This is a genomic window from Agreia bicolorata (assembly GCF_000938265.1).
GTDB classification, from domain to species: domain Bacteria; phylum Actinomycetota; class Actinomycetes; order Actinomycetales; family Microbacteriaceae; genus Agreia; species Agreia bicolorata.
Window position 1 is genome coordinate 35745 of sequence record NZ_JYFC01000004.1, and the last position, 24069, is coordinate 59813.

20 protein-coding genes and 1 pseudogene are annotated in these 24069 nt (G+C 65.4%); 18 read left to right on the plus strand and 3 right to left on the minus strand.

Annotated elements, in window-relative coordinates; translation table 11 throughout:
* Window positions 1-216 precede the first annotated feature (216 nt).
* A complete protein-coding gene (locus TZ00_RS10385) occupies window positions 217-1227 on the plus strand; it encodes a DUF1852 domain-containing protein (protein WP_044441581.1) in 1011 nt (336 codons plus the stop codon).
* The gene (locus TZ00_RS10390) at window positions 1224-2252 is read left to right on the plus strand and encodes a methionine synthase (RefSeq protein WP_044441582.1); all 1029 of its coding nucleotides are present in this window, start codon (window positions 1224-1226) and stop codon (window positions 2250-2252) included. Before TZ00_RS10385 ends, TZ00_RS10390 begins: the two co-directional genes overlap by 4 nt.
* 47 nt (window positions 2253-2299) lie before the next feature.
* On the opposite strand, the gene TZ00_RS18885 is transcribed toward TZ00_RS10390, so the two are convergent.
* On the minus strand, window positions 2300-3916 hold the full coding sequence (locus TZ00_RS18885; RefSeq protein WP_084606046.1) for an HNH endonuclease signature motif containing protein: 1617 nt from the start codon (window positions 3914-3916) through the stop codon (window positions 2300-2302).
* A gap of 288 nt (window positions 3917-4204) precedes the next feature.
* On the opposite strand from TZ00_RS18885, the gene nrdH reads away from it, so the two are divergent.
* The 6 genes from nrdH to TZ00_RS10425 all read left to right on the plus strand — a co-directional run bounded on the left by nrdH (window position 4205) and on the right by TZ00_RS10425 (window position 10192).
* Window positions 4205-4438, plus strand: a complete 234-nt coding sequence (gene nrdH, locus TZ00_RS10400) for a glutaredoxin-like protein NrdH (protein ID WP_044441583.1) — start codon at window positions 4205-4207, stop codon at window positions 4436-4438.
* Between the two features lie 43 nt (window positions 4439-4481).
* Complete coding sequence (nrdI, locus tag TZ00_RS10405; protein ID WP_238579669.1) at window positions 4482-4892, plus strand: class Ib ribonucleoside-diphosphate reductase assembly flavoprotein NrdI; 411 nt, start codon at window positions 4482-4484, stop codon at window positions 4890-4892.
* Between the two features lie 35 nt (window positions 4893-4927).
* Entirely contained in the window at window positions 4928-7033 is a 2106-nt protein-coding gene (nrdE, locus tag TZ00_RS10410; protein ID WP_044441585.1) for a class 1b ribonucleoside-diphosphate reductase subunit alpha, read from the plus strand.
* Window positions 7034-7086: 53 nt separating this feature from the next.
* Window positions 7087-8061, plus strand: a complete 975-nt coding sequence (gene nrdF / locus TZ00_RS10415; protein WP_044441586.1) for a class 1b ribonucleoside-diphosphate reductase subunit beta — start codon at window positions 7087-7089, stop codon at window positions 8059-8061.
* Between the two features lie 9 nt (window positions 8062-8070).
* A complete protein-coding gene (locus TZ00_RS10420; protein WP_166428665.1) occupies window positions 8071-8514 on the plus strand; it encodes an SRPBCC family protein in 444 nt (147 codons plus the stop codon).
* A gap of 187 nt (window positions 8515-8701) precedes the next feature.
* Window positions 8702-10192 (plus strand): MFS transporter, encoded by a 1491-nt coding sequence (locus TZ00_RS10425; protein ID WP_044441906.1) that lies wholly within the window; start codon window positions 8702-8704, stop codon window positions 10190-10192.
* A 99-nt stretch (window positions 10193-10291) separates the two neighbouring features.
* Here the strand turns inward: TZ00_RS10425 and TZ00_RS10430 are convergent, their stop codons facing one another.
* Window positions 10292-10681 (minus strand): winged helix-turn-helix transcriptional regulator, encoded by a 390-nt coding sequence (locus TZ00_RS10430; protein ID WP_044441587.1) that lies wholly within the window; start codon window positions 10679-10681, stop codon window positions 10292-10294.
* 89 nt (window positions 10682-10770) lie between these two features.
* Between TZ00_RS10430 and TZ00_RS10435 the strand changes: the two genes are divergently transcribed.
* The 7 genes from TZ00_RS10435 to TZ00_RS10465 all read left to right on the plus strand — a co-directional run bounded on the left by TZ00_RS10435 (window position 10771) and on the right by TZ00_RS10465 (window position 19548).
* On the plus strand, window positions 10771-11631 hold the full coding sequence (locus tag TZ00_RS10435) for an SDR family oxidoreductase (RefSeq protein WP_044441589.1): 861 nt from the start codon (window positions 10771-10773) through the stop codon (window positions 11629-11631).
* Between the two features lie 189 nt (window positions 11632-11820).
* Window positions 11821-12843 carry a 3-oxoacyl-ACP synthase III gene (locus TZ00_RS10440; RefSeq protein ID WP_044441590.1) on the plus strand — a complete coding sequence of 341 codons (1023 nt, stop codon included), beginning with the start codon at window positions 11821-11823 and terminating at the stop codon, window positions 12841-12843.
* A gap of 77 nt (window positions 12844-12920) precedes the next feature.
* Window positions 12921-15593, plus strand: coding sequence for an alpha/beta fold hydrolase (locus TZ00_RS10445; RefSeq protein ID WP_044441907.1), 2673 nt, complete (start codon window positions 12921-12923; stop codon window positions 15591-15593).
* Window positions 15590-16567 carry an NAD-dependent epimerase/dehydratase family protein gene (locus TZ00_RS10450; protein ID WP_044441591.1) on the plus strand — a complete coding sequence of 326 codons (978 nt, stop codon included), beginning with the start codon at window positions 15590-15592 and terminating at the stop codon, window positions 16565-16567. Before TZ00_RS10445 ends, TZ00_RS10450 begins: the two co-directional genes overlap by 4 nt.
* Window positions 16568-16641: 74 nt before the next feature.
* A complete protein-coding gene (locus TZ00_RS10455) occupies window positions 16642-17298 on the plus strand; it encodes a histidine phosphatase family protein (protein WP_044441592.1) in 657 nt (218 codons plus the stop codon).
* Window positions 17299-17341: 43 nt separating this feature from the next.
* Entirely contained in the window at window positions 17342-18886 is a 1545-nt protein-coding gene (locus tag TZ00_RS10460; protein WP_161793762.1) for a serine hydrolase domain-containing protein, read from the plus strand.
* Window positions 18887-18990: 104 nt separating this feature from the next.
* Window positions 18991-19548, plus strand: a complete 558-nt coding sequence (locus tag TZ00_RS10465; protein ID WP_152631164.1) for a hypothetical protein — start codon at window positions 18991-18993, stop codon at window positions 19546-19548.
* On the opposite strand, the gene TZ00_RS10470 is transcribed toward TZ00_RS10465, so the two are convergent.
* The gene (locus tag TZ00_RS10470) at window positions 19518-21269 is read right to left on the minus strand and encodes a M1 family metallopeptidase (RefSeq protein ID WP_202965845.1); all 1752 of its coding nucleotides are present in this window, start codon (window positions 21267-21269) and stop codon (window positions 19518-19520) included. The two genes, TZ00_RS10465 and TZ00_RS10470, sit on opposite strands and share 31 nt — an antisense overlap.
* A 166-nt stretch (window positions 21270-21435) precedes the next feature.
* On the opposite strand from TZ00_RS10470, the gene TZ00_RS10475 reads away from it, so the two are divergent.
* From TZ00_RS10475 to TZ00_RS10485, 3 genes and pseudogenes are all read left to right on the plus strand, one after another.
* Window positions 21436-22332, plus strand: coding sequence for a MetQ/NlpA family ABC transporter substrate-binding protein (locus TZ00_RS10475; protein ID WP_044441594.1), 897 nt, complete (start codon window positions 21436-21438; stop codon window positions 22330-22332).
* A gap of 8 nt (window positions 22333-22340) precedes the next feature.
* Window positions 22341-23377: pseudogene (locus TZ00_RS10480) on the plus strand (methionine ABC transporter ATP-binding protein).
* A complete protein-coding gene (locus TZ00_RS10485) occupies window positions 23370-24029 on the plus strand; it encodes a methionine ABC transporter permease (RefSeq protein WP_044441595.1) in 660 nt (219 codons plus the stop codon). Before TZ00_RS10480 ends, TZ00_RS10485 begins: the two are co-directional and overlap by 8 nt.
* Window positions 24030-24069 lie beyond the last annotated feature (40 nt).

Sequence of the window (24069 nt, forward strand, 5' to 3'; positions counted from 1 at the left end):
TCATTCGGCGCGTGATCACGCAACGCTGCCGTAGCCTGCTAGGGCAGTGCGCACAACGAAGCCTCGCGTCCCTATCGGGACACGCCTGCGACATCGCCATCCGTGGAGTCGCGCCATCGCGGCTTCCCAATTCGAGGAGCACACCGCTATGGTCACCATCATGAACGCCCGCCTCACAGGCGCACACGTCATTCTCGCCCGGGCGGGGTTCTGTCGATGACGAATGTAGCCTTCTCTATCGCGAGCACTCGTTTCGACGAGGACTACCGCCCTCTCGGCACCACGCGCATCACGACGAACTTCGCCAACCTCGCCCGGGGCGAGAACCGCCTCGAGAATCTGCGCCGCACGTTCACGATGATCGACGATCGGTTCAATGAACTGGCTCAGCGAGATAACGAAGACGGCAAGCGGTACTCGGTCGAACTCGACATCATCTCTGTGAGCGTCGATGTCGATGGCGAAGGCCTCGGCGACGCCGTGCCCCTGATCGAGGTGCTGCAGACCACCATCGTCGACCGCCGTTCCGGTGAACGCATCGAGGGCATCGTGGGCAACAACTTCTCGTCGTACGTGCGGGACTACGACTTCAGCATTGTGCTGCCCGCCCACAGCGCGAGCCCATCGGCCGAAGGCTTGCCGCATGGATTCGGAGAATTGCACGGCAACCTGTTCAAGAGTTTTCTGCACTCCGACGCCTACGCCCAGCGTTTCGGCAAGCCGCCCGTCATCTGCCTGAGCGTGTCGAGCAGCAAGGTCTACCATCGCACCGAGAATCAGCATCCGATCCTGGGCGTCGAGTATCGACAGAGCGAGTACTCGCTGACGGATGCCTACTTCGAGAAGATGGGATTGCAGGTGCGATTCTTCATGCCGCCGAACGGCGTTGCACCTCTGGCCTTCTATCACCTCGGCGATCTGCTGGATGACTACACCGACCTCGAGCTGGCCGCGACGATCAGCACGATGGAGACCTTCCAGAAGATCTACCGACCAGAGATCTATAACGCCCACTCCGCAGCGGGGGCGACGTATCAGCCGAGCCTGACGAATCCAAGCTTCTCGACGACGTCGATCGTCTACGACCGGGAGGAGCGCAGTCGACTCGCAGTTGAGCAGGGAAAATTCGCCGAGGAGCACTTCATGAAGCCCTATAAGACGGCCCTCGAAGAATGGTCAACAGACTTCACGGTTGATCATGTCGATCTGAAGGGAGCACGGTTGTGAACAAGTTTCTTCCCACGTCGACCGCTGGAAGCCTGCCCAAGCCCTCGTGGCTTGCGCAACCCGAGACGCTCTGGTCTCCGTGGAAGCTGAGCGGTGACGAGCTGGCGGAGGGCACGCACGATGCTCTGCGCCTGTCGCTGGCGGATCAGCGACAGGCGGGCATCGACATCGTGAGCGATGGCGAGCAGACCCGACAGCACTTCGTCACCACCTTCATCGAGCACCTCAGTGGAGTTGATTTCGAGAAGCGTGAGACGGTCAGGATTCGCGACCGCTATGACGCATCGGTGCCGACGGTCGTCGGTGCCGTGTCTCGCGAGAAGCCGGTCTTTGTCGACGACGCCCGGTTCCTTCGAGAACAGACCGACCAGCCCATCAAGTGGGCTCTGCCTGGACCCATGACCATGGTCGACACCCTCTACGACGCTCACTACCAGAGCCGCGAAAAGCTGGCTTGGGAATTCGCCACCATCCTCAATCAGGAGGCCAAGGAGTTGCAGGCCGCGGGCGTCGACATCATCCAATTCGACGAGCCCGCGTTCAACGTCTTCTTCGACGAGGTGAACGACTGGGGCGTGGCCGTTCTGGAGAAGGCGATCGAGGGGCTCACATGCGAGACCGCGGTGCACGTCTGTTACGGCTACGGCATCAAGGCCAACACCGACTGGAAGGAGACCCTGGGGGCGGAGTGGCGTGAATACGAAGGCATCTTCCCCAAGCTGCAAGCGTCGGATATCGATATCGTCTCGCTCGAATGTCACAACTCGCATGTGCCCATAGATCTGATCGAGCTCATCCGGGGCAAGAAAGTGATGGTCGGAGCCATCGACGTGGCGACCACCGCCATCGAGACACCCGAAGAAGTCGCTCACACTCTGCGGCGGGCACTTCAGTTCGTGGATGCCGACAAGCTCTACCCCTCGACCAACTGCGGCATGGCGCCCCTGCCTCGAAACGTTGCCCGAGCAAAGCTCGCCGCGCTGGGCGCAGGCGCAGATCTCCTTCGGGCTGAGCTGTCGGCGTAGCTTCGCAGCCCGCGTCGGCGGTCCTTGTTCCGAGGCCATGGTGCGGGTCATGATGCTGCCGCGCGGAGTGAGGGGTCGGGGGTGGCCTGGGCGTTGTGATGCGCAACGCCCCGGAACCTCAGTTTTATTGGTGTCTGCTCGATATCACCGAATTTCGAGGGCACCCAGTAGTACGAGTCTTCGTAGGGTTGTCCGGGAACCCGGATGATGCGATGGCCCTGGTTGTGCAGTTGCATGTGGTGGAACCGACAAAGCAGGATTCCATCATCGATGTCGGTCTTGCCGCCTTCGCACCAGTGTGTGATGTGGTGGACCTCACAGAATGCTGCCGGGGCATCGCACCCGTCTCTCGCGCATCCACCCTGAAGTGCGGCGATAACGAGGCGTTGTGCCCTGGTGTAGAGGCGGACTTCACGGCCTAGATCTAAGGGTGACCCGTCGGAGTTTCGAACAATAGGCACGGCTCCCGTGTCGCAGGCGAGCCGATCTACCGTGTTCATCGATACGGGAATTCCTGTGCCCTGGACGAACGCGATGCCGTCGCCGTCTGGGCGTGTGAGCTCTGCGGCTGTGACAACGATCTGCACGGCTGGGCGTTTCTGGGAGAGGATCGCGTTCTGGTCGGTGAGCGCGCCCGCTTTGAGCAGGTCGACGAGCACCGAGGCGCGGATCTGCTCGGGGCTGCGGGCGTCGTCTTCGATGGTTTTCGCGGCCGCGGCGGCTTTGCCGTGCACAAAGCGTGGCCCGCCGATCCTCGGTCCGAGAACCAAGTTCAGAGTGTTGATGAACCACGCACCATCTTCCGGCGCAAAGATGGCTCGGAGGTGAACCATCCCCTCACGGTCGGTCCACACTTTTGCTTCTTGGTCGGCGAGCTGCTGCCGTTCTTTTTCGGCGACTCCAGCCCGATCGAGAAACGCACGTGCGTTCGCGGCGTCGCGGTAGACGGTCTCAGGTGAATCTTCGGGGTGGAGCAGTTGCAGAATGCGTTCTGCCGCCGCTGCTAAGGCGTCCGCAGGGATGACCTCGGATGCTTCGCCGAGCCCGGCGCGCAACGCCTCGAATCTGTCGGGACTGATGTCGCCCGCGCGCATGGACTCGGCGGTCGCCGCGAACCACGGTCGAGCCAACTCGGGGAGACCGTCGCGTGTATCTGTGCCCGTAGAACCGGCGGCTGGCGGAAACAACACTGGCGACGCATCCATGAGTGACTTGCCCAGGTGGTCGATCTTGCGTGCATCGGCTTTCGTCGAGCCCATCAAAGCCGCAATCAGCGACTGAGGATTGACGTACCCCTCGGTCTTCGCGAGCCCTCTGCTGCCCAACTCGCGGCGCGAGCGTTGGTTGATCTCCGCTGACCCCCAAGCAAGCGCACGGTCGACCTCTTGGCGAAGCTGCCCCGCGAGACGCATAAACGTTGTGACTTCTTCGGATGAGAGCGATGCAATGTCGGTGGTGGCATGCATATTCGATACCTGAGCTGTAATAGCTCGAAGAGAATCGAATATATGTGCCATATAAATATAGTATCGAATGTCGCCCAATCGAACAAGTGTTCGAATAGGATTATTTGATGCGGAGCTGTGGCGCAGAGGGGGGTTGCCGGTACTCGTTCGAGGTGGGGGACACTCGACGCGACACGCCGAGCGCGCCGATGGCCGCATCTTTTTTGGAAAGTTTTTTGAGCGCCGAGTTATCCACAAGGGAGGAGATCAACCCTGAATTTCAGGCATTTTTCTTGTGGAGAAAACGTTGATAAGGGTGTGCACTTCGTGTGGAGAATTACACGGGTGTAACACTTCATCTAGTGGCACTCGAAGAGACCCATCCCTATATGTAGTATTGAACTCCCGGCACGGTGACGAGGCCGAAAGGCCCGATATTCACCCCGCCAGCACCAAAACCAATACAGAACATTCCATCCATCTCCTTCGTCTGAAAGGCGCATTTTCATGGCAATCACGGTTTACACGAAGCCCTCCTGCGTGCAGTGCACGGCCACCTACCGTGCCCTCGAGAACAAGGGCCTCGAGTACGAGATCTTCGACGTGTCGGTCGACGAGAAGGCTCTCGCCGCTGTCAAGGAGCTCGGCTACCTGCAGGCTCCGGTCGTCATCACCGACAACGACCACTGGTCGGGATTCCGCCCCGACAAGATCGATGAGCTGGCCCGCCTCGCCGGCTAGTCACCCCGTGTCACTCGCCGCGGTGGTCGACACGATCCCCACCGTGTCGAACCTGGTCTACTTCTCGTCGGTCTCGGGCAATACCCACCGCTTCGTCGAGAAGCTCGGGATGCCGGCCGATCGCATCCCTCTTCACAAATGGCAGCCGAGACTCGTGGCCACCGAACCGTTCGTCCTCGTGCTCCCCACCTACGGTGGGGGCACCGAGGGTGGGGCGGTTCCCAAACAGGTGATCTCGTTCCTCAATGACGAGAACAACAGATCCCTGATCCGCGGAGTCATCTCCGCCGGCAACACCAACTTCGGGGAAGCCTTCTGCAAGGCGGGAGACATCGTCTCCCGCAAATGCGCAGTACCCCACCTCTACAAATTCGAAGTATTCGGAACCCCGGACGACGTGAATGCCGTCCACGATGGATTGGAAGCGTTTTGGACGTCCCCACAGCAGCAGTAGAAGACACCCGCATCGAGACCCCCGGTCGCGTGCAGATGGATTACCACTCGCTCAACGCGATGCTCAACCTCTACGGCCCGAACGGCGAGATCCAGTTCGACAAAGACAAAGAGGCTGCGCGCGAGTACTTCCTGCAGCACGTCAACCAGAACACGGTCTTCTTCCACTCGCTGCGCGAGCGGCTCGACTACCTGGTCGAGAAGGAGTACTACGAGGCCGAGATCATCGAGCAGTACTCGTTCGAGTTCATCACGAAGCTCAACGACCTGGCCTACTCCAAGAAGTTCCGCTTCGACACCTTCCTCGGTGCGTTCAAGTACTACACGTCGTACACGCTCAAGACGTTCGACGGAAAGCGCTACCTCGAGCGCTTCGAAGACCGCGTCGTGATGACGTCGCTCGGCCTTGCCGGCGGCAACGAGCAGCTCGCCATCAACCTGGTCAACGAGATCATCGGCGGCCGCTTCCAGCCGGCCACCCCCACCTTCCTCAATACGGGCAAGGCCCAGCGCGGCGAGCTCGTCTCCTGCTTCCTGCTTCGCATCGAAGACAACATGGAGTCGATCTCGCGCGGCATCAACTCGAGCCTGCAGCTCTCGAAGCGCGGCGGCGGCGTCGCCCTGCTGCTGTCGAACATCCGCGAGTCGGGTGCTCCCATCAAGCAGATCGAGAACCAGTCGTCGGGCATCATCCCGGTCATGAAGCTGCTCGAAGACTCCTTCAGCTACGCCAACCAGCTGGGCGCCCGCCAGGGTGCCGGCGCGGTCTACCTGCACGCGCACCACCCCGACATCATGCGCTTCCTCGACACCAAGCGTGAGAACGCCGACGAGAAGATCCGCATCAAGACGCTCTCGCTCGGTGTCGTCGTTCCCGACATCACCTTCGAGCTCGCGAAGAAAGACGAGGACATGTACCTGTTCTCGCCCTACGACGTCGAGCGCGTCTACGGTGTGCCGTTCGGCGACATCTCGGTCAGCGAGAAGTACCACGAGATGGTCGACGACTCGCGCATCAAGAAGACCAAGATCAAAGCCCGCGACTTCTTCCAGACGATCGCCGAGATCCAGTTCGAGTCGGGCTACCCGTACATCATGTTCGAAGACACGGTGAACGCGGCGAACCCCATCAAGGGCCGCATCAACATGTCGAACCTGTGCTCTGAGATTCTGCAGGTCAACACGCCGACCACCTACAACGAAGACCTGTCGTACGACACGATCGGCAAAGACATCTCGTGCAACCTCGGCTCGATGAACATCGCGCTGGCAATGGATGCGCCCGACTTCGGCCTTACGGTCGAGACGGCGATCCGCGGCCTCTCCGCGGTCTCCGACATGAGCCACATCCACTCGGTGCGCTCCATCGAAGACGGCAACGACAAGTCGCACGCCATCGGCCTCGGCCAGATGAACCTGCACGGCTACCTCGCTCGTGAGCGCATCTTCTACGGCTCCGAAGAGGGCATCGACTTCACAAACATCTACTTCTACACGGTGCTGTTCCACGCCCTGCGCGCCTCGAACGCCATCGCGATCGAGCGCGGCGTGAAGTTCGAGGGCTTCGAGGACTCGACCTACGCATCCGGCACCTTCTTCGACAAGTACACCGACGCCGAGTGGGTACCCGCTACCGACCGCGTTCGCGAGCTCTTCGACACGGCCGGCGTGCACATCCCGACGCAGGCCGACTGGGACCAGCTGAAGGCATCCGTTATGGAGCACGGCATCTACAACCAGAACCTGCAGGCCGTGCCGCCCACCGGCTCGATCTCGTACATCAACAACTCCACCGCGTCGATCCACCCGATCGCGGCGAAGATCGAGATCCGCAAGGAAGGCAAGCTGGGTCGCGTCTACTTCCCGGCCCCGTTCATGACGAACGACAACCTGGAGTACTACCAGGACTCGTACGAGATCGGTGCCGAGAAGATCATCGACACCTACGCCGCGGCAACGCAGCACGTCGACCAGGGTCTTTCGCTGACGCTGTTCTTCAAGGACACCGCCACCACTCGCGACATCAACAAGGCGCAGATCTACGCATGGCGCAAGGGCATCAAGACGATCTACTACATCCGTCTTCGCCAGATGGCCCTCGAGGGCACCGAGGTCGAGGGTTGCGTTTCTTGCGCGCTCTAGCGTTCCGCGGCACCTCCACTTCGACAAGCTCAGTGAACGAAAGAAAATAGACCATGGTCGAGAAGCTCAAGCTCGTGTCGCACGTCAACGCGATCAACTGGAACCGCATCGAGGACGAGAAAGACGTCGAGGTGTGGAACCGGCTCGTCAACAACTTCTGGTTGCCCGAGAAGATTCCGCTCTCGAACGACGTGCAGTCGTGGAACACGCTGACGCCGGCCGAGCAGCAGCTCACCATGCGCGTGTTCACCGGCCTCACCCTGCTCGACACGATCCAGGGCACGGTGGGTGCGGTCAGCCTGATTCCGGATGCGATCACGCCGCACGAAGAGGCCGTGTACACGAACATCGCGTTTATGGAGAGCGTGCACGCCAAGAGCTACTCGTCGATCTTCTCCACGCTGTCGAACACCAAAGACATCGACGAGGCGTTCCGTTGGTCGACCGAGAACGAGAACCTTCAGAAGAAGGCTCAGATCGTCATGGACTACTACACCGGGGACGACCCCCTGAAGCGCAAGGTCGCCTCGACCCTGCTCGAGTCGTTCCTCTTCTACTCGGGCTTCTACCTGCCGATGTACTGGTCGAGCCGCGCCAAGCTCACGAACACGGCCGACATGATCCGCCTCATCATTCGCGACGAGGCCGTGCACGGTTACTACATCGGCTACAAGTTCCAGAAGGGACTCGAGGCGGTCAGCCAGGAGCGTCGCGACGAGATCAAGGACTACACGTTCTCGCTGCTCTACGAGCTCTACGACAACGAGGTGCAGTACACGCAAGACCTCTACGACGAGGTCGGTCTGACCGAAGACGTCAAGAAGTTCCTGCACTACAACGCCAACAAGGCGCTGATGAACCTCGGCTACGAGGCCATGTTCCCGAAGACCGTCACCGACGTGAACCCGGCCATTCTGTCGGCGCTCTCGCCGAATGCCGACGAGAACCACGACTTCTTCTCGGGCTCGGGCTCGTCGTACGTCATCGGCAAGGCCGTTGTCACCGAAGACGAGGACTGGGACTTCTAGGCCTGGCGCGTGGCCGTCTCCTTCGAGTGCGTGACGCACTCGACCAAGCCCGATCACGAGATGTTCGATCTGGCGAGGAGTATCGACAGCCACACCCGGTCACAGGCCGCCTCAGGCGAGAAGGCTGTGGCCGGGGTGACTGACGGACTCATCGGTCTGGGCCAAGACGTCACGTGGAGTGCAAGGCACTTCGGCATCGTCTTCAGGTTGACGAGCAAGGTCACCGAGTTCGACGCGCCCCACCGGTTCGTCGACGAGCAGACCAAAGGCCCCTTCCTGAGCTTTCGGCACGAACATCGCTTCGAGCCGGCGAGCGGTGGATCAGTCATGGTCGATCGCGTGGAGTTCGTGGCGCCCTTCGGTCCGCTCGGACGCCTGGTCGAAAAGGTTGCGCTCGCCCCCTACTTGCGACGGCTCATCGAAGAACGAGGCAGGTTTCTGGCCGCGTCATGATCTGTGCCACCGGGCATGGCTTGTTCGCCACTCGGTGAAACGATCGAGCGGCACTTCTTGTGGCGCGAACGCGCAATGGGTATGCCACGGGGCGACCGCACGCGTATGATTCTGGAGTTGTCCCGCACCCGGGCTTCGTTCGTGCGATTGGTTCGTACGGCTGGTTTTGATTCTGAAAGGCCCGTTCGTGGCTGAAACTACCCGGGGCGACAACCCCTCTTCCTCCTCCGCCGCTCCCGTCGTTTCGCGGCGGGCGTGGCAGGCGCTTATCGTGCTGCTCGCCGGCATGTTCATGGCTTTGCTCGACACCACCATCGTCAACGTGGCGCTGCCGACGATCCGCACCACGCTCGACGCGAGCGAGGGCACGCTCTCGTGGATCATCTCCGGCTATGCGCTTGCGTTCGGTCTCGCGCTGATTCCCGCCGGCCGCATCGGCGACCGCATCGGGCACAAGTGGGTCTTCTTCACCGGCCTCGCCCTGTTCACGATCGCCAGCCTCTTCTGCGGGCTCGCGCAAGACGACGTGCAGCTGGTGATCGCGCGCGTCGTTCAGGGTCTCGCCGGCGGTGTGTTCGTGCCCGCTGTGACCGCGTTCATCCAGCTGCTCTTCCCCGGTCGCGTGCGCGGCAAGGCCTTCGCCATCATGGGCGCCGTCATCGGAGTCTCGTCGGCTCTGGGCCCGATCATCGGTGGCCTGCTCATTCAGGCGTTCGGCGAGACCGACGGATGGCGGCTCGTGTTCTGGGTCAACCTGCCCATCGGCATCGCGACGCTCGTGGCGGCGGCCATCCTGCTGCCGAAGCAGAGCGAGGAGGAGGCGAGCCACGCCGATCGCTCGGGCCTCGACTGGATCGGACTCGTGCTGGTGTCGGCGAGCCTCATCGCGTTGCTCGTTCCGCTGATCGAGGGCCAGGACACGGGCTGGCCGCTCTGGACCATCCTCTCGCTGATCGCGGGCGCGCTGCTGATGGTCGCGTTCGGCGCGTGGGAGGTCGCTTACACGAAGCGCGGACGCAGCCCTCTGGTTCCGCCGCGGCTGTTCTCGCATCCCGCGTTCACCGGGGGAGTCATCCTCGCCCTGGTCTACTTCGCCGCCTTCACCAGCATCTTCTTCACGATCTCGATCCTCTGGCAGTCGGGCCTCGGTCACACCGCCCTCGAGTCGGGCATCGTGTCGATTCCGTTCGCGATCGGAAGCATCGTGGGCAGCTCGCAGAGCAACAGACTGACGCAGCGCCTCGGCCGGACGGTTCTCATCATCGGAACCCTGCTGGTCGTCATCGGTCTTGCCTGGCTGTGGCTCGTGCTGCTGCTGACGAACGCCGCAGACCTCACCAACTGGCTGCTCATCGCGCCACTGCTCATCGCCGGTCTCGGCAACGGGCTGTTCATCGCCCCGAACGCGCAGTTCATCGTGGCGACCGTCGACCCGCGTGAGGCGGGCGCGGCCAGTGGCGTGATCGGTGCCGTGCAGCGCATCGGAAGCGCCGTGGGCATCGCGGTGATCGGCAGCGTATTCTTCGGCAGCCTGGTCATCGGCGGCAAGACGGCGGATGCGGTGGCCACCGGGTTCACGGATGCCGCGGCCGCCGCGATGGTCGTTTCGCTCGGCTTCGCGGTGCTGGCGTTCATTCTGGTGTTCGCGCTTCCTCGCCGCACGAACACGGGTCACTAGCGCCGCAGCACGCCCGGTGTCCGCGCCCGTTCGGCGCATCCGCTACCGGACGACCGGGCGCGGATGTACCAATGGGGCGCGGATGCCGCGCGAGGCGTGCTACGCGCGGGCCTCGTCGTAGGTGGCGCGTGACGTGCCGATGTCGGGGGCGGATGCCTCGAGCAGGTCGGCGAGGGTGCGCAGGTTCTCGGCGACGAGGGTGCCGAGCGCGGTGAGGGAGTACTCCACGCGGGGCGGAATGGTCGAGTGCACCTCGCGGGTGACCATTCCGTCGCGCTCGAGAGTCTGCAGTGTCTGCGAGAGCATTTTCTCGCTGACTCCCTCGACCTTGCGCCGCAGTGCGTTGAAGCGGAAGTCGCCTTCGCCGAGCGCGAGAAGGGCCAGGCTCGACCACTTCGTCGAGACGTCTTCGAGGGCCGCGCGCGAGGTGCAGTCGCGCGCGAAGACAGAGGTTACGAGCTCGTTGCTCGGAGTTTCCTGATCTGTCATGCCCCTATCGTAGCGCGCGCTGCGCATTCGTGGGTACTGTGTAATAGTTAGTGCTACACGAACGAAAGCCTTTGAGAAGGAGCAACATCATGACCACCTACGCCGTCACCGGAGCATCAGGACCGTTTGGGCGCCACGCTATCGCCTCACTCATCGAGTCGGGAGTCGCTGCGGGCGACATCGTCGCCCTCGTTCGCACCCCGTCGAAGGTCGCCGACCTCGCAGAGCAGGGCGTCGAGGTGCGCACCGCCGATTACTCCGCTCCCGACACTCTCGCCGGCGCGCTCGCCGGCGTCGATGCGCTGCTGCTGGTCTCCGGCAGCGAGGTGGGCCAGCGCGTCGCGCAGCACACCAACGTGATCGAGGCGGCGAAGGCCGCCGGTGTCTCACGCATCGTCTACACGAGCGTGCTGCGTGCCGACACCACCGAGCTCGTTCTGGCCCCTGAGCACAAGGCGACCGAAGAGGCGCTGCGGGCATCCGGTGTCGCCTTCACCATTCTGCGCAACGGCTGGTACATCGAGAACTATCTCGGTCAGGTCGAGCAGTACCGCGCTACGGGAGAGATCGTCGGAGCGTCGGGCGACGGTCGCGTCTCGGCTGCGACTCGCGCAGACTTCGCGGCCGCCGCAGCGGCGGCGCTCGTGCAGCAGGGCCACGAGAACGCTGTCTACGAGCTGGGTGGGGCTCCCGCGTTCACGATGAGCGACCTCGCGGCGGCGCTGTCGTCGGCGACCGGCACGACCATCGTCTATCGCGATGTCACCCCAGAAGAGAACACGGCGATCCTCGAGAGCGTCGGACTCGACGCCGGAACCGCAGGCTTCGTGACCGCCCTTGAGGTTGCGACGAGCCGCGGTGACCTGTTCACCGAATCCCGAGACCTGCAGCGGCTTCTCGGGCGCGAGAGCACGCCTCTTGTCGACGCTATCGCGGCCGCGGTCAAGTAGCGCCAGCGCGAACGCGGGAGTTCCCGCCCAGCGCCGTGGCCCAGCCACCGCGCTCGGCAGGAACCCCCGCGCCGGGGCAGTGAGAGTCAAGCAGGGCAACCCCCAGCTTGTGAGGAACTAAACTCTCCTGTGGACGATCGCTCAGTTTGCGAGCCGCACCCCACGAACACAACTCGATAGGAACCTCCGTTGGACGGAAACGCTACGACGACTCACCGCAATGTCGCACTTCTGTCGGTCGCAACCACCATGGCGACCCGAATCACGACATCAGCCGAGATCGATCGTCGCCTCGCTCCCTCGCTCAAACGCCTCAAGCTTCCCACCGGGCTCCTGCAGCGCGTCGCCGGAGTGCACGAGCGACGCAACTGGGGCGAGGGCCAGACCTTCGACGATGCCGCCATCGAGGCGGGCAAGAAGGCACTCGCCGAGGCGGGCATCCGGCCCGACCAGGTGGGCCTGCTCATCAACACCTCGGTGACCCGCAAGCATCTCGAGCCGTCGGTCGCTGTGCGCATCCATCACGGTCTGGGGTTGCCGAGCTCGGCCACCAACTTCGACATCGCCAACGCCTGCCTCGGATTCGTGAACGGCATGGCGCTCGCGGGCCAGCTCATCGACGCGGGCCAGATCGACTACGCGGTGATCATCGACGGCGAAGATGCCGACGAGATCCAGGTCAACACCATCGAGCGCCTGGGCCGCGAGGGCATCAAGCGCAAGGACTTCATGAGCGAGTTCGCGAGCCTCACACTGGGCTCGGGGGCCGCGGCGGCCGTGATCGGCCGGGCCGACCTGCATCCGGAGGGCCATCGCATGCTCGGCGGCATCACCCGCGCGGCCACCCAGTTCAACGACCTCTGCGTCGGAAGCGTCGACGGCATGTTCACCGACGCGAAGGCGCTGCTCAAGGGCGGCATGGAGCTCGTGGTCAGCGCCTGGAAAGACGCCAAGCGCCAATGGAGCTGGTCGCACATGGACCGCTACATCATGCACCAGGTCTCGTCGGTGCACACCAACGCCATCGTCAAGGCCGCGAACCTCGACGCGACCCGCGTTCCCGTGACCTTCCCCCTGCTCGGCAACGTCGGCCCCGCGTCGATTCCGATCACGCTCGCTCAAGAGGCCTCGAAGCTCGTGCGCGGCAATCGCGTTCTGCTGATGGGCGTCGGCTCGGGCCTCAACACCTCCATGATGGAGATCGCCTGGTGAGTCACGGTTCCTCCCGCCTGCCCCGGTCGGCGGGTCGCACCGCACCCGCATCGCTTCCCCCGGCAGGTCTGCCGGGCATGGATGCGCGATTCTCGCGTCTCGTTACGGTTGCCGACGGCGACTCCGGTCGTTCGGCCACCTGGCACCTGCTCGACAACGGTCCCGTGCTCGACGAGCTCGGCGTGACGCCTGTGGGAACGCTGCTCTGCGTTCACGGCAACCCCACCTGGTCGTATCTGTGGCGTGGGCTCGTGGCCGCCGCGACGGATGCCGCCACCACGGCCGCAGAGACAGGCTCCGGCTTGGTCTCGAGTGGCGTGTGGCGGGTCGTCGCCGTCGACCAGCTAGAGATGGGCTTCTCGGAGCGCACGGGCACCGAGCGTGGGCTAGAGCGCCGGGTCGCCGATCTCTCGGCTCTCACAGATGCCCTCGAGCTCACCGGCCCCGTCGTCACCGTCGGCCATGACTGGGGCGGCGTCGTCTCGATGGGCTGGGCGGTCGACCACTCCGAGCTGCTCGCCGGCGTCGTGCTGCTGAACACCGCGATTCACCAGCCCGAAGACCGGGCCATCCCGTGGCCGCTGCGCCTTACTCTGCAGCGCGGCATGCTGGGGCGCGCGACCGTGGCAACGCCCGCCTTTCTCGAGACGACGCTGGCGCTCGCGCATCCGGCGCTCGCCGCCGACGTCAAGAACGGATACCGGGCGCCCTACCGCTCCGCCGACAGGCGAGGCGGCATCGGCGCGTTCGTGGCCGACATCCCGGTCGACGAGCAGCACCGCTCGTGGAACGAGCTCGAGCGCATCGCCGCCGGAGTGCGCGAGCTCGGTGTTCCTTCGCTCATGCTGTGGGGGCCGCGAGACCCGATCTTCTCCGACACGTATCTCGACGATCTCGCCGAGCGGATGCCGCAGGCCGACATCCACAGGTTCGAGGGCGCCGGGCACATGATCGCGGAGGACGTGGAGTACGCGCCGGTTGTTCTGGGCTGGCTGGAGGCCCGTTCCCTGAGCCTGTCGAAGGGAACCGATTCCGTCGACGAGCTCCCCGTCGACAAGCTCAGGGAACAAAAGGCTTCGAAGCGACCCCTCTGGAGCGTGCTTGACGAGCTGCGCGGCAGCACCGATATCGCGCTCGTCGACATGAAGCCTTACCGCGCCGTCTCGTGGAGGCTGCTGTCGAGGCGGGTGCGCCAGCTTGCCGCCGGCCTCGTGCGCGCAGGAGTCAAGCCCGGCGACCGCGTCTCCCTTCTCATCCCGCCGAGCGCCGACCTCACCGCGGTGCTCTACGCCTGCCTGCGCATCGGCGCGGTCGTGGTCGTCGCCGACGCGGGCCTCGGCCTGCCGGGCCTGACCCGCGCCGTGCGCGGCGCCCGCCCCGACCACGTGATCGGCGCCCTCCCAGGACTCACTGTGGCCCGCGCGTTCTCCTGGCCCGGCCAGAAGATCTCCACCGCCACGCTTCCCCTGCCCACCGCGCTCGCACTCGGCGTGCGTCACTCCCTCGGCGAAATCGCGCGGCTGGGAGCCGACGAATCTCTGCCCGAGCCGCCCGCGGCATCCGCTGTGGCCGCCGTTCTCTTCACGTCGGGATCGACGGGGCCGGCCAAGGGCGTCGTGTACACGCACGCCCAGCTCGAGGCCGTGCGTGACGCCCTCTCGTCGCAGTACGACATCGGCGTGGGCACCGGCCTCGTCGCCGGATTCGCTCCCTTCGCCCTGCTCGGCCCTGCCCTCGGTGCCCGCTCGGTCACCCCCGACATGAATGTCACCTCGCCGCGCACGCTCACCGCGAAGGCCACGGCCGAGGCCGCGGCGGCGGTGGATGCGTCGGTCGTCTTTCTCTCACCGGCCGCGCTCGCGAACGTGGTCGCCACCTCGGATGCCCTGGGCCTCGCCGACACCGCGGCCCTCGCGGGCGTGAAGACCTTTCTCTCGGCCGGCGCCCCCGTGCCCGAGTCGCTGCTTGCGGCGGCCGGTCGCCTGATGCCGAACGCCACCCCGCACACCCCCTACGGCATGACCGAGGGACTGCTCATGACCGACATCACGCTCGAGGGCATCCGCGCTGCCGCAGACGATGCCGCCGCGCTGCCCGATGGCGAGCACGCCGGCGGCGTCTGCGTCGGAGCTCCCGCAGGGTCGGTGCGCGTGCGCATCGCGGCTCTCGACGAGAATGGGATGCCCGGTGGCGAGCCGAGCGAGCAGCCGGGTGTCACGGGTGAGATCGTGCTCTCGGCTCCGCACCTGAAACAGTCATACGACAGGCTCTGGGCGACGAACCGCGTGGCGGACGCCGACTCGGTTCCGGCCTCGGCCGGCGACCAGGGCGAGAGGTGGCACCGCACCGGAGACGTCGGACATCTCGACTCCGCCGGACGCCTCTGGGTGGAGGGCCGCCTTCCCCACGTGATCGTCACGGCCGCCGGAGTGATCACCCCGGTCGGTCCCGAGCAGAAGATCGAGTCGCTGCTCGGAGTGAACAGGGCGGCCCTCGCCGGCATCGGCCCTCGCGGCACGCAGCAGCTCGTCGCCGTGCTCGAGACCGAGCCTGCCGCGAGCCGCCCTGCCGCGCTCGGCGACAGCGAGCTGGCAGCGGCCGTTCGCCACGCGACAGGGCTCGACATCGCGGCGGTGCTGGTCGTCGCCGCCCTGCCCACCGACATTCGGCACAACTCGAAGATCGACCGCTCGGCCCTGTCGCGCTGGGCCGAGGGTGTGCTCTCGGGCGCGAAGTTGAGCGCGCCGTGAGGGTTCTCGTCACGGGAGCCAGCGGCTTTCTCGGCGGAGCCGTCGCGCGCGAGATTGCCGTCGCCGGGCACGAGGTGCGCACGTTCCAGCGGCGGCCATCCGGTGTCGACGGTGTCGACGACGTTCTTGGGTCGCTGACCTCGACGGCCGACGTCGCGCGGGCCGTCGAGGGCATGGATGCCGTGGTGCACCTGGCCGCGAAGGTCTCGTTGGCGGGCGACCCGGCCGAGTTCGAGGCCGTGAACGTCGAGGGCACCCGCGCTCTTCTCGCATCGATGCGCGACGCAGGAGTCGGCCGCCTCGTGTTCGTGTCGTCGCCGTCGGTGGCGCACGCCGGGGCATCCATCGTCGGCGACGACGCGCAGCCGGCCGACCCTCGGCACGCGCGCGGCGAGTACGCCCGCACGAAGGCGCTCGCGGAGCTGCTGGCGCTGGGGTCCGACTCCGGGTCGCTGCGGGTGGTCGCCGTGCGGCCGCACCTGGTGTGGGGACCGGGCGACACGCAGCTCGTCGAGCGCATTGTCGAGCGGGCGCGTGCGGGCAGGCTTCCCCTGCTCGATCGTGGCGCCGCCCTGATCGACTCGACGTACATCGACAACGCGGCCTCCGCGATCGCCGCCGCCCTCGAACGAGTCGACGAGGTGCACGGCAATGCCTACGTGATCACCAACGGTGAGCCGCGGCCGGTGGCCGAGCTGCTGGGCGGAATCTGCGCGGCGGCAGGCGTTGCCGCGCCCGCGTGGAGCGTTCCGGCGGGCGTCGCCCGTGCCGCCGGTTCTCTGATCGAGGTGGTGTGGCGCGTCAAGCCGGGAGCGGACGAGCCCCCGATGACGCGCTTTCTTGCTGAGCAGCTGTCGACGGCGCACTGGTTCGACCAGCGCCGCACCCGCTCGGAGCTGCAATGGCGGCCCGCGGTGAGCCTCGACGAGGGGCTGCGGCGGCTGGCTGGGCACTACTCCGCTACTCCGCGCTGAGCGGTCCGTTGCCTGAGCTTGTCGAAGGGGTGCGTCTCGACAGGCTCGACGAGCGGGGCCGGTAATCTCGAAGGATGCGTCTATTGCTGATCCGTCATGGCCAGACCCCGTCGAACATCATCGGGGCCCTCGACACCGCGATCCCCGGCCCCGGCCTCACCGAGCTCGGTCTCGAGCAGGCAGACGCCGTTCCCGCCGGCCTCGTCGCCGAGCCGATCGGAGCGATCTTCGCCTCGACGCAGCTGCGTGCCCAGCTCACCGCTGCTCCGCTCGCCGAGGCCCGCGGCCTCACGGTAGAGATCCGCGCAGGCCTTCGCGAGGTGGATGCAGGTGACCTCGAGATGCGCAACGACACCGATGCCGTGCGCACCTACATGGAGACCGTCATCGCCTGGGCCGACGGCGATGTCGACCGCCGGATGCCCGGGGCCGAGTCGGGCGTCGAGGTGTACACCCGCTACGACGAGGTCATCGCGGAGGCCGCGGCCACCGGCTTCCCCGCCGTCGCGATCGTGTCGCACGGTGCGATCATCCGTTCCTGGGTGGGCGCCCGCGCCGAGAACGTGAGCGCCGACTTCTCTGCCGAACACTCGCTCAGCAATACAGGCGTCGTTGTGCTCGAGGGCACCCCGGAGTCGGGCTGGCGCGCGCTCACCTGGATGGGCCAGGCCATCGGTGGCTCGGCGGTCGACGACGCTGCCCACGCCGGCCCGGCATCCGAAACCCGCTGACCCCGCGCACCCTCTCATCCTTCTGACCCTGAACGGAGCACTCGTGACCCGCGCAACCACGCTCTCGCCCGATGTCGTCTCACGCCTGCGCGCGTGGTTCGACGACACCGAGCTGGTGAGCCCGTCGCTCAGCTACGCCGTGTTCGATCGCCATGGTGTGCTGTTCCACCACGGAGTCGGCGAGTTCCAACTCGACGGCCGTGCCCCCGGCGCACAGACGATCTACCGCATCGCCTCGATGTCGAAGAGCTTCTGCATCGCCGCGGTGCTCGTGCTGCGCGACCGCGGACTGCTGTCGCTCGACGACCGTGTCTCCGACCTGGTGCCGCAGTTCCGCGACCCGGTCGACGACGCCGGCGTGGTGCAGCCCGTGACGGTTCGGATGCTTATGAGCAACTCCTCGGGGCTGCCGGAGGACAACGGGTGGGCCGATCACGAGCTAGCCCTCTCGCGTGCCGACTTTCTGGCCGTCGTGGAGGCGGGGCTCGGCTTCGCTGGCCTCCCGGGTACGGGATTCCAGTACTCCAACGTGGGTTTCTGGCTGCTGGGCGTGATCGTCGAAGATCTGGCCGGTCAGGGCTTCGAACAGTTCGCACGCGAGACGTTCCTCGAGCCGCTCGGACTGACGAGCACGGGCTACAAGCCCGCCGATTTCGCGGGCGACGGCGAGCTCGGCGACGGCATCGCGCACGGCTACACGAGCTATGACAAAGGCGCGAGCTGGGTCTCTCGCCCCGTCGTGGGCGGAGGCATCGGGGCCTGCGCGGCGAGCATGTTCAGCACGCCACCAGACATCGCCCGGTGGAGCGCGTGGCTCTCCAGCGCCTTCGACCCGTCGAACATCGACGACGCCATTCTCAGCCGGGCATCGCGACGTGAGATGCAGCGCATCCATACCGTCGCGCCGGGCGCGGCCGACCACACCGCCGAACCGACCCTCGAGGCGCAGGGCTACGGGCTCGGCCTCTATGTGGAGCACGACGTGCGATTCGGGCTCTTCGCCCAGCATTCGGGTGGCCTGCCCGGCTGGTCGTCGAACATGCGCTGGCACCTCGAGTCGGGCATCGGCGCCGTGGTCTTCGGCAACACCAACGGGCTCAAGCTGTCCGTCGCGGCGGCCGGCATGCTGCGCTTGGTGCTCGGCGAGCTCGACGAACCCGCTCGGCGCATCCCGCTGTGGCCGTCGACCGTGGAGGCCGCCCTCGCCGTCGACGCGGCCGTTCGCGGTTCGAGGCGCATCCTCGATGCCGCCGTGCCGCCCACGATCTTCAGCCCGAACCTGCTCGGCGACGTGCCGGCCGAGGTGCGCGACGCGCGCATCGCGGCTGCGATCGCCGAGGTTGGCGGGGTTCTGGATGCCGACGGCACGCCGCCGCTCGACGCCCGGCTCACCTGGTCTGTCGCGCCGGCTCACGTCGCCTGGACGATTCCCGGCCGCACGGGCGAGCTGGAGTGCCGCATCGAGCTGACGCCGACCACGCCGGCGATGCTGCAGCGCTTCGACGTGGCGGTGCGCACGCCGACTACCCCGCTCTCGCCGGTGCTGCGCCACTACCGGCCAATCGAACCCGTCACGCCGACCGAATAGTCGGAGGCCAGCTCTTGTCGAGGGGAAGAACTCCCCATCGTGACACGAGAGCGGTCGCTTGTAGGCTCGTTGGAACTTCCGCGGTGGGTGGGAGATCGAACGAAATGGTGCGTATGCACGAGTCGAAGGCCAAGACACCACCGTCGCGCGCGCTGACCGTCGGCGGGTTGATCCTCAGCGCCCTGGGAGTGATCGCGCTGCTGGGCGGAGCGTTCCTGGTACTCGGCGCCGGGTTTCAGCTGGCACCGTCTGTGCCGTTCGGCGAGACGATGACGGTGGAGGTGTCGCGCGGAGACCACGCCGTGTATGTCACGCCCAACGACCAGTGGGGCGACATCTCATGCACCGGCGATCTCGACGGTGAGGAGATCGGTCTCAGGCCCGAGATGACTCAACAGGGACTGCTGCTGCCGGAGCGCTGGGACGCGCAGGGAAGCTTCGCCACCGCCGCGTCAGGCGTGCTCCAGATCACCTGCGACGGTCCTGTGCCGGATGGCCGCTTCACCGTGGGTCCTGTTGTGTCCTTTTTCTCCATCGTCGGGGCTGTGGTGTTCGGGGCGCTGGCGATCGTTCTGCTGGCCGTCGGCCTGGCGCTGCTGGTTCTGGCACGGTGGCGAGTCCGCGCGGTCGCTCAGTCGAGCGCAGGCTTTCCTGCCGTGTAGATCCACGTGTTGAAGAAGTCGGTGAGGTCCTTGCCCGAGACACTCTCGGCGTAGTCGACGAACTGGGCCGTCGACACCGAGGTACCGGCGTTCTCCGTGGCCCATCCCTTGAGGATGGCGAAGAACGCGTCGTCGCCGACCTCGACGCGCAGGGCCTGCAGGGTCATGGCGCCGCGGGAGTACACAGCATCGTCGAAGATTCCGGCCGCGCCAGGGTCTGCGACGATGGTCTGCCAGAACGGCGAGTTCGAGGAACGGGAATACTTCGAATCGAAGCTCTGCTGCGTCGTCTTGCCGCCCTGGTGCTCCTCCCATAGCCACTCGGCATAGGTCGCGAAGCCCTCATTGAGCCAGATGTCCGACCAGCGGTTCATCGACAGGTTGTCGCCGTACCACTGGTGAGCGAGTTCATGCACGACCACACTGGCGTCGACGTCGGCCGGGAACGCCCATGCGGGATAGATCGGCCGAGTCTGGTTTTCGAGTGCGTACGGAAGGTCTGTTCCTGACCCCTCGTCGATGTAGCCGATGGCAATGCCACCGGCTTCGGAGAAGGGATAGGGGCCGAAGTACGTCGACAGGAAGTCGATGACCTCGGGCTCGGTCGCGAAGATCTGCGAAGCGATGTCGCCCACCTTGACCCCGGGCGCGCCGTCGACGTCGCGGTCGAAGAGTGTCTGGTCGATCGCGTCGACGTAGGTGATTCCGTCGACCGTTGTGGGTTCGACGTCGAAGTCACCCACCGTCGCCGTCGCGAGATAGGTCGCCATCGGCTTCTCCATCTCCCAGTCGAAGGTGTCGAAGCCGCCGGTGGTGGACTGCCCTGCAAGGCGCCCGTTGCCGATGACCTTGAGACCCGTGGGAACGGTCATGCGCGTTGAGAACGTGGCCTTGTCGCTCGGGTGGTCGTTCGATGGGAACCAGGTCGCCGCGACGCGGGGCTGTCCAACGACGACCGCGCCGGTCGGCGTTGGGAACATTCCGGCAGGGCCGAAGGCGTCGTCGACGACGATCGGCACGCCACTGTAGGTGACGGCCGTCGTGATGGTGGCGCCGAGCGGGATGCCCGCGGGCGGCACGACGGTCAGCTCGGTGCGCGGGGGCGTGGCGTTGTCGTCGCCCGACCCCTCGGCCTGCGGCTGGCCGGTGGACTTGCTGATCTGGGTGGAGGCGAGGCTCCAGGTGGCGGCCTCGCCATCGACGGTGATCGATGAGATCGTGATGGCGTCGTCGCCGTTCACATCGCGCGTGTCGAAGTCGAGGTTGAACGCCGAGAGGTTCTGGGTGGCGACCGCGGTAACGGTGGTCGTGCCTGAGATCACGTCGGTGTCCGGAGCATAGGCGAGGTCGAGGTCGTAGTGCTGCACGTCGTAGCCGCCGTTGCCGTCGAGCGGAAAGTAGCTGTCGCCGATTCCGGCGGCGCCGGGCTCGAAGTCGATGGGCGTGACAGGGCCGGTCGTGGTGGGGGTCGTCGTCACGGGAGCGCTCATCCCCGGCGGGCACAGTTCTGCAGCGCTGGCTGGAGTGGCGGAGACGCCGCCCGATGCAATGAGGGCAAGCACAAGAAGCGGAACGGCCGCGAACACCGCCGCGCTCGCGCCGCGCTTACGTCGGCCGAGCAGCAGCCAGGCCGCGCTTCCCGCAGCAAGAAGAACGACGGCGATAACGAGGAGCAGCGGCCCCGAATCGAACCCGGTCGCAGCAAGAACACACGTCGTCACAGAATCCCCATCTCGTTCAACTCTCGAGACTTTATCGGGATCTGAGCGATCGGCGCCAGACACAGCGCAAGTCGCTTTGTTACATCTTCGTTTCGTGACCCGTTCGGGGTGTACGTAGCGTGGACAGCTGCTCCACGAAAGCACCTGCTCCACGAAAGGAAGCACCATGTCTCTCTCCAAGAAGATCCTGGCCGCAGCAGCCACTCTTCCCCTCATCGCAGCACTCGCGGGGTGCGCCGGATCCGCAGCCGACGCTGAGAAGGGCACCGCCGACAACCCCGTGAAGCTCGGCGTCGTCGGCGCCAGCGACCCCTACTGGGAGATCTACAAGAAGGCCGCAGCCGACGAGGGCATCTCGGTCGACATCGTCGATTTCACCGAGTACCCGCAGCCGAACCCCGCTCTCTCCGAGGACGAGATCGACCTCAACCAGTTCCAGCACATCGTGTATCTCGCCCAGTACAACGAGGCATCGGGCGAGAATCTCGTGCCCGTCGGAGCTACGGCCATCTACCCGCTCGCGCTCTACTCCACGAAGTACACGTCGGTGAAGGACATCAAGAAGGGCGACACCGTCGCCATTCCGAACGACGAGTCCAATCTGTCGCGCGCCCTGCTCGTGCTGCAGTCGGCCGGCCTGGTCGAGCTGAAAGACGGAGGAAGTATCTTCTCGACCGTCGACGACGTCGACACCGACAAGTCGACGGTGAAGGTCACGACGCTCGAGGCATCGCTCACCCCCACCTCACTGCCCGACGTGGGCGCCGCGATCATCAACAACGACTTCGTCGCCGACGCGGGCCTCACCTTCGACGACGCGATCGCGCAGGACGACCCCTCTGATCCCAACGCGCTGCCCTACGTGAACATCTTCGCCGCCCGCGCCGAAGACAAAGACAACGAGACCTTCAAGAAGCTCGTGTCGATCTACCAGGACACGAAGACGGTCACCGACGCGGTGCAGGAGAACTCGGGTGGAACCGCCGTTTTCGTGAAGACCCCCGTCTCTGACCTGCAGACCTCGCTCGACACGGTGCAGGCCGACATCAAGGCCAAGGGCTGATCCGCTCGATGCCTCTCATCAGCCTGCGCGACGTCACCAAGTCGTATCCGCCCTCACAGCGCGGCGGTGCCGTCGTGCACGCCGTCGAGGGCCTGAACCTCGACATCGAGGCGGGAGACATCTACGGAATCATCGGATACTCCGGGGCGGGCAAGAGCACCCTCGTTCGACTCATCAACGCCCTGGAGAACGCCACGAGCGGCAGCATCCTGGTCGACGGCGATGAGGTGACTCGCATGAAAGAGGGCGAGCTCCGCCGCCTGCGCCTCGGCATCGGCATGATCTTTCAGCAGTTCAACCTCTTCAACTCGAAGACGGTCGCAGGCAACGTCGCGTACCCCCTCGAGGTCGCCAAGACGCCACGTGCAGACATCGCCCTGCGCGTCGCCGAGCTGCTCGACTTCGTGGGTCTCGCCGACAAGGCCCGCAACTACCCCGAGCAGCTGTCGGGAGGGCAGAAGCAGCGGGTCGGTATCGCGCGTGCTCTCGCGACGAGCCCCCGCATCCTGCTCGCCGACGAGGCGACCAGCGCGCTCGACCCGGAGACCACCCACGAGGTGCTCGAGCTGTTGAAGCGCGTGAACACCGAGTTCGGCGTCACGATCGTGGTCATCACTCACGAGATGGATGTCATCCAGACGCTGGCCACGAAGGTCGCGGTCATGGATGGCGGGCGCATCGTGGAACAGGGCGACGTGTTCGACGTGTTCTCGAAGCCGAAGGAGCGTCGTCACAGCGCTTCGTGTCGACCGTCGTGCAGGGTGTTCCCTCCGAGGCCGAACTCGTCGCGCTGCGGCAGCGGCATCCGGGGCGCATCGTGACCCTGTCGTTCCGCGACGGCAACACGTCGCAGGGGGCCGTGTTCTCTGATCTCGCCCAGGCCGGCGTCGCGTTCGAGCTGATCTACGGCGGCATCAACGACATCCGGGGCCGTGTCTTCGGCCATCTCACCCTCGCGCTGACGGGCGACGACGCCGCTATCGACGGCGCGCTCGCCGCGATCGCGAACCACGTAGACCTCACGGAGGCCCCGCGCCATGGATGACCTGATTCCTCTGCTGCCCAAGCTCTGGGAGGCCAGCTACGAGACGCTCTACATCGTGGGTCTCAGCCTGATCTTCGGAGGTCTTGGCGGGCTCATCCTCGGTCTCGGCCTGTATACGACCAGGTCGAACAGCCTGTTCTCGAACCGGCCTGTTTTCGGGGTGCTCAATGTGCTCGTCAACGTGTTCCGACCGATTCCGTTCATCATCTTTCTCGCGGCGGCCCAACCTCTCGCGCGCTTCGTCACCGGCACCGGAATCGGCAACACCGCGATCATCTTCACGCTGTCGTTGGCGGCGGCGTTCGGCATCAGCCGCATCGTGGAGCAGAATCTGCTCACCGTGCAGCCCGGAGTCATCGAGGCCGCGAGGTCGGTCGGGGCGAGCCGCAGTCGCATCATGCTGACGCTGCTGATTCCCGAGGCGCTCGGCCCGCTGATTCTCGGGTACACGTTCATCGTGGTGGCGCTCGTCGACATGTCGGCGGTGGCCGGCTACGTCGGAGGAGGCGGCCTCGGAACGTTCGCAATTCAGTACGGGTACCGCCAGTTCCACCCTGTGGTCACGTGGGCGGCGGTGCTGGTGATCATCGTGATCGTTCAGTTGGTGCAGTTCTTGGGCAACTACCTCGCGCGCAAGGCGCTGCGCCGCTGATCACGCCATCCCGCGGTGTGCGCCGTCGCCGAGTGAGCAG